The sequence below is a fragment of the Oryzomonas rubra genome, from assembly GCF_008369015.1.
Lineage (GTDB): Bacteria > Desulfobacterota > Desulfuromonadia > Geobacterales > Pseudopelobacteraceae > Oryzomonas > Oryzomonas japonica.
The window spans coordinates 175,013-186,325 of the sequence record NZ_SRSD01000010.1 but is presented as its reverse complement, the minus strand read 5'-3'; the positions used below and the strand labels follow the sequence as shown (position 1 = coordinate 186,325).

Sequence of the window (11,313 nt, the reverse complement as noted above, 5' to 3'; positions counted from 1 at the left end):
GAATACGAGACCGACAAGCGTCACTATGCCCACGTTGACTGCCCGGGCCATGCCGACTACGTCAAGAACATGATCACGGGAGCTGCGCAGATGGACGGCGCCATCCTGGTCGTGTCCGCCGCTGACGGCCCCATGCCCCAGACCCGTGAGCACATCCTGCTTGCACGTCAGGTAGGCGTTCCCTACATCGTCGTCTTCCTGAACAAGGCGGACATGGTGGATGACGCCGAGTTGCTGGAACTGGTTGAGCTTGAGATTCGCGAGCTTCTGTCCAGCTACGACTTCCCGGGTGACGATATTCCCATCATCAAAGGTTCGGCCCTCCAGGCGCTGAACGGCGAGAAGGGCGAACTGGCCGAGCCGGCCATCATTGCCCTGATGGACGCAGTCGATGCCTACATCCCCAATCCTGAGCGTGCCATCGACAAGCCGTTTTTGATGCCTGTCGAAGACGTCTTCTCCATCTCCGGTCGTGGTACCGTTGCCACCGGTCGTGTTGAGCGCGGTATCGTCAAGGTCGGCGAAGAGGTCGAGATCGTCGGCATCAAAGCCACCGCCAAGACCACGGTAACCGGCGTTGAGATGTTCCGCAAGCTGCTGGACGAAGGTCGTGCCGGCGACAACATCGGCGCCCTGCTGCGCGGTGTCAAGCGTGAAGACATCGAGCGCGGCCAGGTACTTGCCAAGCCGGGCAGCATCACTCCGCACACCAAGTTCAAGGCCGAAGCCTACGTTCTGACCAAGGAAGAGGGTGGTCGTCATACCCCGTTCTTCAACGGGTATCGTCCCCAGTTCTACTTCCGCACCACGGACGTGACCGGCGTAGCCGAACTTCCCGCTGGTATTGAGATGGTCATGCCTGGCGACAACGTTGCCATGACTGTGAAACTGATCACCCCGATCGCCATGGACGAAGGTTTGCGTTTCGCCATCCGCGAAGGTGGCCGTACCGTTGGCGCCGGCGTCGTCAGCTCGATCATCGAATAAAACGTTACGAGGATATCAATGCAGAGCCAGAAGATCAGAATCCGCCTTAAGGCATATGACCACAAGTTGCTGGACGTTTCGGTAGGCGAAATCGTTGAAACGGCGAAAAGGACCGGAGCCCGCGTGGCCGGACCGATCCCGCTGCCGACGACCATCAATAAGTACTGCGTTCTCCGTGGACCGCACGTTGACAAAAAGTCACGGGATCAGTTTGAAATTCGGACCCACAAACGTCTGATCGACATTCTCGATCCTACGCAGCAGACCGTGGATGCCCTGATGAAACTGGACCTGTCCGCCGGTGTGGACGTTGAAATTAAACTGTAACGGCTAATACGACTGAATAGGAATGGCTATGAAGAAAGGTATCATCGCAAAAAAACTGGGCATGACCCAGATATTCCTGGAAGACGGCACCAAGGTTCCGGTTACGGTTGTTCAGGCTGGCCCCTGCGTCGTCGTTCAGAAAAAAAACACCGATAGCGATGGCTATACGGCGGTTCAGGTTGGATTCGAGCCGGTGAACGCCACCAAGACCACGAAGCCTCTCCTGGGGCATTGTACGAAAGCCGGCCAGGGGGTCTTCAAATACCTGCGTGAGTTCAAACTTGCGAACGCTGCCGAGCTGAATGTTGGCGATACCCTCACCCTCGACCAGTTCCAGCCCGGCGACTATGTCGATGTTACCGGGACAAGCATTGGTAAGGGGTTCCAGGGTGTCATCAAGCGCTGGAACTTCAAGGGCGGACGTGCTTCCCACGGTTCGCGCTTCCACCGGGCGCCCGGCTCCATCGGCGCTTCAGCCACCCCGTCCCATGTCTTCAAGAACAAGAAGATGCCGGGGCAGTTGGGCAATGAACGTGTAACCGTGCAGAGACTCCAGGTGGTACGTGTGGTCTCTGCCGATAACCTGCTGTTGATCAAAGGGGCGATCCCTGGCCATGCCAACAATATCGTCCTCATCAAACAGAGTGTCAAAGCTTAGTAATTAATCGGGAGTAACAGTATGCCTTCGATAGCGGTTTATAACATGAACAAACAGCAGGTTGGCGAGGTGCAATTGCCGGACACTGTCTTCGGCACTGAGGTGAAAGAATATCTCATTCACCAGGCACTTCGGATCCAGCTTGCCAACAGAAGAGCCGGAACCGTGGCGGTGAAAAACCGTGCTGCCGTTTCCGGCGGCGGCAAGAAGCCTTTCAAGCAGAAAGGAACCGGCAACGCCCGTCAGGGTTGTAGTCGTGCTCCCCAGTACCCGGGCGGTGGTGTTGCATTCGGTCCGCAACCCAAGACCTATAGCCTGAGCATGAACAAGAAGGCTCGTGCCGCTGCACTCTGTTCGCTCCTTTCGTTCCAGTACAAGAGTGAAAGCATCACGGTGCTCGACAAGCTCGATTTCGACAAGATCTCTTCCAAGGATTTTGCCGGCTTCATGAAGCGGTTCGAACTTGAGAAGTTCCTGATCGTCACCGATAGCCCAAGCAATAATCTCTACCTTTCTGCGCGGAACGTACCGCATGTCAAGCTTCTGAAAGTGAGCGCCCTGAACGTTCACGACATGCTGAAGTACAAGAACATTATCTTCACGCAGGATGCGGTTCAGACCGTTGAAGGAGCGTTGCAGAAATGAACATTTACTCCATTATAAAAAAGCCTCACGTCACGGAGAAGACTTCGCTTGGCAGCGACACCTCCAACACGGTTTCCATCGTCGTTGACAGAGATGCCAACAAGATTGAGATCAAGCAGGCTGTCGAAACGCTCTTCAAGGTCAAAGTAGACGATGTCCGCACCGTCAACGTGGCCGGCAAGGTAAAGCGCGTCGGCAAGAATTTCGGCAAGCGTTCCAACTGGAAAAAGGCCTATGTGACCCTCCAGAAGGGTCAGTCCATAGATTTTTTTGAGGTTTAATTACTAGTATTCGGGGTTCACAATGGGAATCAAGAGTTATAAACCAACATCGGCAGGACGCAGACACCAGACCTGCTCGACTTTTGAAGAGATTACAACGACAACGGCTGAGAAGTCCCTTCTTGTTTCACTTACGAAGTCGGGTGGCAGAAACGCGTTGGGCCGTGTTACCGCACGTCACATCGGTGGCGGCCACAAACAGAAATACCGTATCATTGACTTCCGTCGTGATAAACGCAATATACCGGCCACAGTGGCAAGTATTGAGTATGACCCGAACCGTAGCGCACGTATCGCACTGCTGAACTACGTTGACGGAGAGAAGCGCTATATCCTTGCGCCGCTCCACCTCAAGGTCGGCGATACGGTCATCAGCGGTCCCGAGGCCGATATCAAGCCGGGTAACTCGCTGCCGCTCCGTTCGATACCGCTGGGTACGATCATCCACAATATCGAGCTCAAGATCGGCAAGGGGGCTCAGTTGGCCAGAAGCGCCGGCACCTTTGCCCAGCTTATGTCCAAGGAAGGCAAGTACTCCCAGATCAAGCTGCCGTCAGGCGAAGTGCGCTTGATCCTCCAGGATTGCTACGCCACCATCGGCCAGGTCGGCAACATCGACCATGAGAACGTCAACGTGGGCAAGGCAGGTCGTTCACGCTGGCTCGGCAAGCGTCCCAAGGTCCGTGGTGTTGCCATGAACCCGGTTGACCATCCTCATGGTGGTGGCGAAGGGCGCACCTCCGGTGGCCGTCACCCGGTAACTCCTTGGGGTATCCCCACCAAGGGTTACAAGACCAGGACCAACAAGTCTTCCGATCGCTTCATTGTGAAGAAGCGTACCAAATAATACGTTGAGAGGCTGATACATCATGGCACGTTCAATAAAAAAAGGACCTTTCGTAGATGGGCACCTGATCAAAAAGGTGCAAACTGAAGGGCCCAACTCGAAAAAAATCATCAAGACATGGTCGCGTCGCTCAACCATTACGCCTGATTTTATCGGCCTCAGTCTTGCCGTCCACAATGGCCGCAAGTTCATTCCGGTCTTTGTGACCGAGAATATGGTTGGCCATAAACTGGGCGAGTTTTCACCAACGAGAACGTTTCACGGCCATGCCGCCGACAAGAAGAGTAAAGTCAAGAAGTAATCAGGGGAGTTTGAAATGGAATCCAGCGCAAAATTGACACTTGCACGACTTTCGCCTCGTAAGACTCGCCTGGTGGTGGATCTTGTCAGGGGTAAGGCAATACAGGATGCACTCAATACGTTGCGGTTTCTTCCGCAACCTTCGGCAAAGCTTATCTCCAAGCTGCTGACGTCTGCGGTTGCCAATGCAGAGCAGAAGGGTGTCTCCGACGTTGATAAGTTGTTTGTGAAGACCATATACGTAGATGGCGGTGCCGTGTTGAAGCGTTTTACGCCGCGTGCCATGGGGCGCGCCAGCAAGATTCGCAAACCGACCAGCCACATAGCGGTTACTCTTTCCGATACGAAATAGTTTTTCCTGGAGGTGTAGTTTGGGACAAAAAGTTAATCCGATAGGTTTCAGGCTTGGTGTCGTTAAAACATGGGACTCCAAGTGGTATGCGGAAGCTGACTATGCGAAGCATCTGCATGAAGACCTGGCAATTCGGAAATTTCTGAAAAAGCGCCTGTATAATTCCGGCGTTTCCAAGATTGAAATCGAACGTGCGGCCAATAAGACCAAGATCAACATTCATACCGCACGGCCGGGCCTGATCATCGGTAAGAAGGGCTCCGAGGTCGAGACGATCAAAAAGGACTTGGCTAAACTGACTTCCAAGGAAGTGTTTATCAATATCCACGAAGTCCGCAAGCCCGAACTGGATGCTCAACTGGTTGCCGAGAACGTGGCTCTCCAGCTTGAGCGTCGGATCGCTTTCCGCCGCGCCATGAAGAAGAGTGTGACATCCGCACTCAAATTCGGGGCCAAGGGAATCAGGATCACCTGTTCCGGGCGACTCGGCGGCGCTGAAATGTCCCGCACCGAATGGTATCGTGAAGGCCGCGTTCCCCTGCATACTCTGCGTGCAGATATTGATTATGGGTTCGCAGAAGCCAAGACGACCTACGGCATCATTGGAATCAAAGTTCTGATCTTTAAGGGTGAAATTCTCCCCGGTCAGTAACATCCTTATTTTGCGCTACAGGAGTATGCATCAATGTTAATGCCTAAAAGGGTAAAACATAGAAAACAGATGAAGGGCCGTATGACCGGCAAGCCGTGTCGCGGTATCGAACTCTCCTTCGGCGAGTTCGGCCTGCAGGCAACCGAATGCGGCTGGGTGGACTCCCGTCAGATTGAGGCAGCCCGTATCGCCATGACCCGTTATGTTAAAAGGGGTGGCAAGATCTGGATCCGCGTGTTTCCGGACAAACCGTTGACCGCGAAACCTGCCGAGACCAGGATGGGCAAGGGCAAAGGATCGCCCGATTCCTGGGTATGCGTTGTCAAGCCAGGGACCGTTCTTTATGAAATGGAAGGTGTCACTGAGGAGATTGCCCGCGAGGCGCTTCGACTCGCCGCTCATAAACTGCCCGTTTCCACCAAGTTCATACAAAGGGGAGGCGACCATGAAGCCTAATGAGTTGCGCAATCTGTCGGCCGACGAGCTGTCGAAAAAACATGGTGAGCTCACCCAGGAACTGTTCAACCTCACGTTCCAACTGCACACCGGCAGGCTCGAGAATACCGCCAAGCTGAAGACTATCCGTAAAGATATTGCCCGGATCAGCACCATTATTACCGAGAGCAAGGCATAGGGAGCAACTGATGAGTGAACGTGGCCACAGGAAAACACAGTTAGGTGTCGTGGTGAGCGACAAGATGGAAAAAACGGTTGTCGTGAAGGTTGACCGTCTTGTAAAGCACCAACTTTATAACAAATATATCAAGCGCAGCGTGAAGTACAAAGTCCATGACGAGCAGAACGTCTGCAAGGTCGGCGACCGCGTTCAGATCATCGAATGTCGCCCCCTGAGCAAGGATAAGCGCTGGAGCCTGAAGCAGATCATCGAAAGCATCTCTTAGGACAGGGGTACCGAGTAATGATACAGATGCAATCAATACTGGATGTAGCCGATAATTCAGGTGCCAAGAAGCTCTTTTGCATAAAGGTGCTTGGCGGTTCGAAACGTAAATATGCCGGGGTAGGCGACATCATCGTGGCCTCTGTCCGCGAAGCTTTGCCGAACTCGAAGGTGAAAAAGGGTGATGTCGTCAAGGCGGTTATCGTTAGGACCGCCAAAGCGCTCGGTCGTCCCGATGGTTCATATATTCGTTTCGACGATAATTCCGGCGTCGTTATCAATAACCAAAAAGAGCCTGTGGGAACGCGTATCTTCGGCCCTGTTGCCAGAGAACTGCGCGCCAAGAAATTCATGAAGATCATTTCCCTCGCACCGGAAGTACTTTAATCTGAATCGGAGAACGTAGATGCAAGCCATGAAATCTCATGTCAGCAAGGGCGATACCGTAATGGTTGTTGCCGGCAAAGAAAAGAACAAGACCGGCAAAGTTCTTAAATTGCTGCCCAAAAAGAATGGTGTGATCGTTGAGGGGCTCAACCTTGTCAAGCGCCATGTGAAGGCACGCGGCAACGAGGCGGGCACCATCAAGGAGAAAGAAGCCGCGATCCACATCTCCAATGTCATGCCCTATTGTCCCAAGTGCGCCAAGCCTGTCAGGACCAAAACCACGGTGCTGGAAAATGGCGAGAAACAACGGAACTGCGTTAAATGCGGCGCTTCCATTGAGAAATAGTTCGAAGGAGATACCATTACCATGGCCCGTATAAAGGAATTATATGATAACGAAATCATTGCGAAGCTGCGCAAGGATTTCAATTATAAGAACATAATGGAAGTTCCGCACATCGAGAAGGTCGTTGTCAATATGGGCCTTGGTGAAGCCATCCAGAACGTCAAGATCCTTGACTCCGCCACCGTTGAGTTGAACGCCATTACCGGTCAGAAATCGGTTATCACCAAAGCCAAGAAGTCCATCGCGACCTTCAAGTTGCGCCAGGGCATGCCGATCGGTTGCATGGTGACCTTGCGCCGGGATCGCATGTATGAATTCCTGGACCGCCTCATGAACGTGGCGCTCCCCCGGGTACGCGACTTCAAGGGCGTTTCCGGCAAAGCATTCGACGGCAAGGGCAATTACACCCTTGGCATCAAGGAACAGCTTATTTTTCCTGAAATCAGTTATGACACCATTGATAAGATCAAAGGTATGAATATAACGATCGTAACAAGCGCCAAAACCGACGAGGAAGGCAAAGCGCTTCTCAAGTACCTGGGCATGCCGTTCAGGAACTAAGATAACTGGAGGATTCCGTGGCAAAAACCTCAATGATCATTAAGTCGCAGCGTAAGCCTAAATTCAAGGTCCGCCAGCATAACCGCTGCCCGGTCTGCGGGAGACCCAAAGCATATTATCGCAAGTTCCAGATGTGCAGGATTTGTCTTCGCAAGTATGCGTCTATAGGCCAGATCCCCGGCGTAATCAAGTCCAGCTGGTAAGCAATCGAACTTGAAGTACACTAGATAGGAGTGCACGCACGATGTCCATGACAGATCCAATCGCAGATATGCTGACCAGAATACGCAACGCAAATATGGTCAAGCTGCAGAAGGTCGATATCCCTTCCTCTAACCTGAAGGTCAATATAGCCAATGTATTGAAGCAGGAAGGTTTTATTAAAAATTACAAGGTTATTTCCGATAATCTTCAAGGTGTTCTGAGGATTTATCTGAAGTATATTGACGAGAAGGATAGCGTGATCAACGAGATCAAACGCGTCAGTAAACCGGGTGGCCGGGTTTACTCGAAGTCTGAGGATATCCCTGTCGTCAAGAACGGTATCGGTGTTGCCATCCTGTCAACATCCAAGGGGATTATTACCGACAATGCCGCCCGTCAGGCCGGCGTCGGCGGTGAGCTTATCTGTACCATTTGGTAAACATTGCGATCAAGGAGTATGCAGAGATGTCGAGAATAGGGAAACTCCCCATAGAGATACCCAAAGGGGTAAAGGTCGTTCTGGATGATACGCTGGTTTCCGTACAGGGGCCCAATGGTAAGCTGGCTCGCCAGGTAATGTCCTGCGTCACGATCAATGTCGGCGAAAGCTCGATAGAAGTCACCAGAAATGACGAGAGCACCGCTGCACGCGCAGCTCACGGCCTGACCCGCACCCTGATCAACAATATGGTTGTTGGTGTGACCAAGGGCTTTCAGACCGATCTTGAGATCAACGGCGTCGGCTATCGTGCCGAGGTTAAGGGGAAAGAGCTTGTTATGGCTCTCGGCTACTCCCATCCGATAAATTTCCCGATCCCGGAAGGCATTGTCATCGATGTTGACAAGATGACCAAGGTTTCCGTCAAGGGTGCAGACAAAGAACTGGTGGGGCAGACCGCCGCCAAGATCAGATCATTCCGCGCTCCCGAACCCTACAAGGGTAAAGGCGTTAAGTATGCTGACGAGACTATCTTGAGAAAAGCCGGCAAGACCGGTAAGAAATAGTCTTTATAAGGAGATTTCTGTGGCAAAGACCGCACTTAAAACCATCATCCGTCTCAAACGCCAAGTCCGTGTCCGTAAAAAGGTTCGTGGCACCAGCGAGCGCCCCCGTCTGAACGTCTTCAAGAGCGCACGCCATATCTATGCCCAGCTGATTGACGATACAAAGGGTGTAACCTTGGTTGCCTGTTCAACCCTTACTTCCGACTCTGCAGAGCTTGCTTATACGGGCAACGTTGCTGCGGCTACCCATGTTGGTAAGGAAGTCGCCCGCTTGGCCATCGAAAAAGGTATTTCATCAGTGGTATTCGACCGTAACGGTTTTCTGTACCACGGCAGAATCAAGGCACTTGCTGACGGAGCCCGCGAAGCCGGGCTTCGTTTCTAAAGCATACGAGGAGGCTTTCATTGAGCAGAATCAATCCAGCGGAACTGAATCTCACGGACCGTGTTGTTCACATCAGCCGCGTTGCCAAAGTTGTTAAAGGTGGTCGTCGTTTCAGCTTTTCTGCCCTGATCGTGGTAGGTGACGGTAATGGCCATGTCGGTTATGGCCTTGGCAAGGCGAACGAAGTACCCGAGGCAATCCGGAAGGGTGTCGAGCAGGCAAAGAAAAACCTTATCAAGGTACCGGTCAACCAGCATCAGACCATACCTTTTGAAATTGAAGGTAGGTTCGGAGCCGGCCGGCTTCTGATGAAGCCTGCATCCGCTGGTACGGGCGTTATCGCCGGCGGTGCAGCGCGCGCCATTTTTGAGGCCGCCGGCATCAATAACATCCTTTCCAAATGCCTTGGCTCCAACAACCCCCACAATGTGGTGAAGGCCGCTTTCGCTGGCCTTGAGCGGTTGAAGACCCCTGAAGAGATCGCCGCACGCCGTGGAATAACCGAATAATCGATTGAAGTGAGGATACCATGAGCAGCACGTTGCAAATCACACTCATTAAGAGCACTATCGGGAAAACCAAGAAGCATCGCGATATCGTCGCCGGCCTCGGCCTTTCCCGTCTCAACCAGACAGTTACCCGGCCCGACTCCCCGGAAGTACAGGGTATGATCAATAAAGTCGGCCACATGCTGAAAGTGACGAAGTAAAAGGGGTGGAATATATGGATTTGAACACACTGAGACCCGCACTGGGATCGACAAAAGATAGGAAACGCATCGGTCGCGGCACCGGTTCCGGGCATGGCAAGACCGCCACAAAGGGCCACAAGGGACAGAAGGCCCGTTCCGGCGGCAGCATCAAAGCCGGTTTCGAAGGCGGCCAGATGCCTTTGCAGCGCAGATTGCCGAAGCGTGGTTTTACGCCTCTTGAGCGTGTTGAGTATGCTGTGGTGAACCTCAGCCAACTCGACATATTCGAGGCTGGCGCTGAAGTGGATGCCACGGCGCTTGCGGCTAAGGGCCTGATAAAGGGCACCAACGGTCTGGTCAAGATTCTTGGTAACGGCGATATTACGAAATCTCTTAAGGTCACTGCCAATAAATTCAGCCAATCCGCCAAAGAGAAAATTGTTGCCGCAGGCGGATCTGTCGAGGAGAAGGCCTAGTGTTCGACGCACTCCAGAATATTTTCAAGATCCCCGAGTTGAAGAAACGTGTGCTTTTTTCCTTGGGGATGTTGGCTGTCTATCGTGTCGGTTGTCACATACCCACACCCGGTATCGATAGACTTGCGCTGGCGCATTTTTTCAAGCAGGCCCAGGGAACGCTCCTCGGCATGTTCGATATGTTTTCTGGTGGTGCACTTGAACGTTTGACGGTATTTGCCCTGGGCATCATGCCGTACATCTCTTCGTCGATCATCTTCCAACTGCTGACGGTTGTGGTTCCGGCCATAGAAAAACTCTCGAAGGAAGGGGAGTCCGGCCGCAAGAAGATCATCCAGTATACCCGCTATGGCACGATCGTGCTCAGTTTTGTGCAAGGTCTCGGTATTGCCATCGGTCTGGAGAGCATGCGCGGCCCTGCCGGCGAACTGGTTGTCCCCAACCCGGGCTGGAGCTTCCGCCTGATGACGGTCATTACCCTCACTGCCGGTACGGCATTTATCATGTGGCTTGGTGAGCAGATGACCGAAAAAGGGATCGGTAACGGTATCTCCCTGATCATCTTTGCCGGGATCGTCGTCAGGATTCCGACGGCACTGAGCAACACCGTCAGGCTGCTGAACGCCGGACAACTGTCCCTGTTCGTGCTCATCTTTGTGCTTGCTCTGATGTTCGTTGTTATTGCCGCCATCGTCTTCGTGGAGCGCGGGCAGCGCCGTCTTCCCATCCACTACGCCAAACGGGTGGTGGGGTTGAAGACATTCAACGCCCAAACGTCCCATCTCCCGTTGAAGGTGAATATGGCGGGCGTCATACCACCGATCTTTGCATCATCAATCATCATGTTTCCGGCAACGGTAGCCAACTTCATCAATGTACCCTGGGTGCAGAAGGCGGCCAAAAGTTTAACGCCGGGCAATTTGGTTTATGATCTCTTTTTTGTTGCTTTCATCGTCTTCTTCTGTTATTTCTACACGGCTGTAACATTCAACCCGGTAGATGTTGCCGAGAATGTCAAAAAGCATGGCGGCTATATTCCTGGTATCAGGCCGGGTAAAGAAACGTCTGACTTTATGGACAGCGTCTTGACGCGACTCACGTTTGCCGGTGCCATCTACATATCACTTGTGTGCGTGTTGCCCTCGATTTTGATCGGGAAGTTCAATCTCCCGTTCTACTTTGGAGGGACCGCCCTGTTGATTGCGGTTGGCGTTGGCATGGATACGGTCGCCCAGATCGAGTCGCACCTCATTACCCGCAATTACGAGGGGTTCTTGAAGGGCGTCAAAATCAGGGGGAGAAAATAGG

General features: G+C 52.8%; 23 protein-coding genes. All 23 read left to right on the top strand.

What is annotated here, in order from left to right; genetic code table 11:
- The coding region (gene tuf, locus ET418_RS16050) for an elongation factor Tu (protein ID WP_149309322.1) at positions 1-987 on the top strand (987 nt) is incomplete at its 5' end.
- Positions 988-1,005: 18 nt separating this feature from the next.
- A complete protein-coding gene (gene rpsJ / locus ET418_RS16045) occupies positions 1,006-1,314 on the top strand; it encodes a 30S ribosomal protein S10 (RefSeq protein WP_149209891.1) in 309 nt (102 codons plus the stop codon).
- A gap of 28 nt (positions 1,315-1,342) precedes the next feature.
- Entirely contained in the window at positions 1,343-1,972 is a 630-nt protein-coding gene (gene rplC, locus ET418_RS16040; protein ID WP_149309320.1) for a 50S ribosomal protein L3, read from the top strand.
- 21 nt (positions 1,973-1,993) lie between these two features.
- Positions 1,994-2,617: a 50S ribosomal protein L4 gene (gene rplD, locus ET418_RS16035; protein ID WP_149309318.1), complete on the top strand. Its 624-nt coding sequence runs from the start codon at positions 1,994-1,996 to the stop codon at positions 2,615-2,617.
- Complete coding sequence (locus ET418_RS16030; RefSeq protein WP_149209894.1) at positions 2,614-2,898, top strand: 50S ribosomal protein L23; 285 nt, start codon at positions 2,614-2,616, stop codon at positions 2,896-2,898. The genes rplD and ET418_RS16030 overlap by 4 nt, the downstream gene beginning before the upstream one ends.
- A 22-nt stretch (positions 2,899-2,920) precedes the next feature.
- Positions 2,921-3,745 (top strand): 50S ribosomal protein L2, encoded by an 825-nt coding sequence (rplB, locus tag ET418_RS16025; RefSeq protein ID WP_149309316.1) that lies wholly within the window; start codon positions 2,921-2,923, stop codon positions 3,743-3,745.
- A 22-nt stretch (positions 3,746-3,767) separates the two neighbouring features.
- Complete coding sequence (gene rpsS, locus ET418_RS16020; protein WP_149309314.1) at positions 3,768-4,046, top strand: 30S ribosomal protein S19; 279 nt, start codon at positions 3,768-3,770, stop codon at positions 4,044-4,046.
- A gap of 15 nt (positions 4,047-4,061) precedes the next feature.
- Positions 4,062-4,397: a 50S ribosomal protein L22 gene (rplV, locus tag ET418_RS16015; protein ID WP_149309312.1), complete on the top strand. Its 336-nt coding sequence runs from the start codon at positions 4,062-4,064 to the stop codon at positions 4,395-4,397.
- A 19-nt stretch (positions 4,398-4,416) separates the two neighbouring features.
- Positions 4,417-5,049: a 30S ribosomal protein S3 gene (gene rpsC, locus ET418_RS16010; RefSeq protein ID WP_149209898.1), complete on the top strand. Its 633-nt coding sequence runs from the start codon at positions 4,417-4,419 to the stop codon at positions 5,047-5,049.
- 33 nt (positions 5,050-5,082) lie between these two features.
- Positions 5,083-5,505, top strand: a complete 423-nt coding sequence (rplP, locus tag ET418_RS16005) for a 50S ribosomal protein L16 (protein WP_149309310.1) — start codon at positions 5,083-5,085, stop codon at positions 5,503-5,505.
- The gene (rpmC, locus tag ET418_RS16000; RefSeq protein WP_149309308.1) at positions 5,495-5,683 is read left to right on the top strand and encodes a 50S ribosomal protein L29; all 189 of its coding nucleotides are present in this window, start codon (positions 5,495-5,497) and stop codon (positions 5,681-5,683) included. Before rplP ends, rpmC begins: the two co-directional genes overlap by 11 nt.
- Positions 5,684-5,693: 10 nt before the next feature.
- On the top strand, positions 5,694-5,951 hold the full coding sequence (rpsQ, locus tag ET418_RS15995) for a 30S ribosomal protein S17 (protein WP_149209901.1): 258 nt from the start codon (positions 5,694-5,696) through the stop codon (positions 5,949-5,951).
- 17 nt (positions 5,952-5,968) lie between these two features.
- Positions 5,969-6,337: a 50S ribosomal protein L14 gene (gene rplN / locus ET418_RS15990; protein ID WP_149209902.1), complete on the top strand. Its 369-nt coding sequence runs from the start codon at positions 5,969-5,971 to the stop codon at positions 6,335-6,337.
- Positions 6,338-6,356: 19 nt separating this feature from the next.
- The gene (gene rplX, locus ET418_RS15985) at positions 6,357-6,683 is read left to right on the top strand and encodes a 50S ribosomal protein L24 (RefSeq protein WP_149309306.1); all 327 of its coding nucleotides are present in this window, start codon (positions 6,357-6,359) and stop codon (positions 6,681-6,683) included.
- A 21-nt stretch (positions 6,684-6,704) separates the two neighbouring features.
- Positions 6,705-7,244, top strand: a complete 540-nt coding sequence (gene rplE / locus ET418_RS15980) for a 50S ribosomal protein L5 (protein WP_149309304.1) — start codon at positions 6,705-6,707, stop codon at positions 7,242-7,244.
- Between the two features lie 17 nt (positions 7,245-7,261).
- Complete coding sequence (locus ET418_RS15975; RefSeq protein ID WP_149309302.1) at positions 7,262-7,447, top strand: type Z 30S ribosomal protein S14; 186 nt, start codon at positions 7,262-7,264, stop codon at positions 7,445-7,447.
- A 41-nt stretch (positions 7,448-7,488) separates the two neighbouring features.
- Complete coding sequence (rpsH, locus tag ET418_RS15970) at positions 7,489-7,887, top strand: 30S ribosomal protein S8 (RefSeq protein WP_149309300.1); 399 nt, start codon at positions 7,489-7,491, stop codon at positions 7,885-7,887.
- Between the two features lie 26 nt (positions 7,888-7,913).
- Positions 7,914-8,453, top strand: coding sequence for a 50S ribosomal protein L6 (gene rplF / locus ET418_RS15965; RefSeq protein WP_149309298.1), 540 nt, complete (start codon positions 7,914-7,916; stop codon positions 8,451-8,453).
- A 19-nt stretch (positions 8,454-8,472) separates the two neighbouring features.
- Positions 8,473-8,838: a 50S ribosomal protein L18 gene (gene rplR / locus ET418_RS15960; RefSeq protein ID WP_149309296.1), complete on the top strand. Its 366-nt coding sequence runs from the start codon at positions 8,473-8,475 to the stop codon at positions 8,836-8,838.
- A gap of 20 nt (positions 8,839-8,858) precedes the next feature.
- Positions 8,859-9,347, top strand: a complete 489-nt coding sequence (gene rpsE / locus ET418_RS15955) for a 30S ribosomal protein S5 (protein ID WP_149309295.1) — start codon at positions 8,859-8,861, stop codon at positions 9,345-9,347.
- A gap of 20 nt (positions 9,348-9,367) precedes the next feature.
- The gene (rpmD, locus tag ET418_RS15950; protein ID WP_149209910.1) at positions 9,368-9,547 is read left to right on the top strand and encodes a 50S ribosomal protein L30; all 180 of its coding nucleotides are present in this window, start codon (positions 9,368-9,370) and stop codon (positions 9,545-9,547) included.
- 14 nt (positions 9,548-9,561) lie between these two features.
- Positions 9,562-10,005: a 50S ribosomal protein L15 gene (gene rplO, locus ET418_RS15945; protein ID WP_149309293.1), complete on the top strand. Its 444-nt coding sequence runs from the start codon at positions 9,562-9,564 to the stop codon at positions 10,003-10,005.
- Entirely contained in the window at positions 10,005-11,312 is a 1,308-nt protein-coding gene (gene secY / locus ET418_RS15940) for a preprotein translocase subunit SecY (protein WP_149309291.1), read from the top strand. The genes rplO and secY overlap by 1 nt, the downstream gene beginning before the upstream one ends.
- Position 11,313: the final 1 nt, after the last annotated feature.

Bases quoted from the DNA above. Each gene is read 5' to 3' on its own strand.
- rplN (WP_149209902.1), top strand. From the start codon at position 5,969: ATGATACAGATGCAATCAATACTGGATGTAGCCGATAATTCAGGTGCC.
- rplB (WP_149309316.1), top strand. From the start codon at position 2,921: ATGGGAATCAAGAGTTATAAACCAACATCGGCAGGACGCAGACACCAG.
- rpsH (WP_149309300.1), top strand. From the start codon at position 7,489: ATGTCCATGACAGATCCAATCGCAGATATGCTGACCAGAATACGCAAC.
- rpsS (WP_149309314.1), top strand. From the start codon at position 3,768: ATGGCACGTTCAATAAAAAAAGGACCTTTCGTAGATGGGCACCTGATC.
- rpsQ (WP_149209901.1), top strand. From the start codon at position 5,694: ATGAGTGAACGTGGCCACAGGAAAACACAGTTAGGTGTCGTGGTGAGC.
- rplX (WP_149309306.1), top strand. From the start codon at position 6,357: ATGCAAGCCATGAAATCTCATGTCAGCAAGGGCGATACCGTAATGGTT.
- rplP (WP_149309310.1), top strand. From the start codon at position 5,083: ATGTTAATGCCTAAAAGGGTAAAACATAGAAAACAGATGAAGGGCCGT.
- rplV (WP_149309312.1), top strand. From the start codon at position 4,062: ATGGAATCCAGCGCAAAATTGACACTTGCACGACTTTCGCCTCGTAAG.
- rplF (WP_149309298.1), top strand. From the start codon at position 7,914: ATGTCGAGAATAGGGAAACTCCCCATAGAGATACCCAAAGGGGTAAAG.
- rplE (WP_149309304.1), top strand. From the start codon at position 6,705: ATGGCCCGTATAAAGGAATTATATGATAACGAAATCATTGCGAAGCTG.
- rpmC (WP_149309308.1), top strand. From the start codon at position 5,495: ATGAAGCCTAATGAGTTGCGCAATCTGTCGGCCGACGAGCTGTCGAAA.
- rplO (WP_149309293.1), top strand. From the start codon at position 9,562: ATGGATTTGAACACACTGAGACCCGCACTGGGATCGACAAAAGATAGG.
- ET418_RS16030 (WP_149209894.1), top strand. From the start codon at position 2,614: ATGAACATTTACTCCATTATAAAAAAGCCTCACGTCACGGAGAAGACT.
- rpmD (WP_149209910.1), top strand. From the start codon at position 9,368: ATGAGCAGCACGTTGCAAATCACACTCATTAAGAGCACTATCGGGAAA.
- rpsJ (WP_149209891.1), top strand. From the start codon at position 1,006: ATGCAGAGCCAGAAGATCAGAATCCGCCTTAAGGCATATGACCACAAG.
- rplD (WP_149309318.1), top strand. From the start codon at position 1,994: ATGCCTTCGATAGCGGTTTATAACATGAACAAACAGCAGGTTGGCGAG.
- rplC (WP_149309320.1), top strand. From the start codon at position 1,343: ATGAAGAAAGGTATCATCGCAAAAAAACTGGGCATGACCCAGATATTC.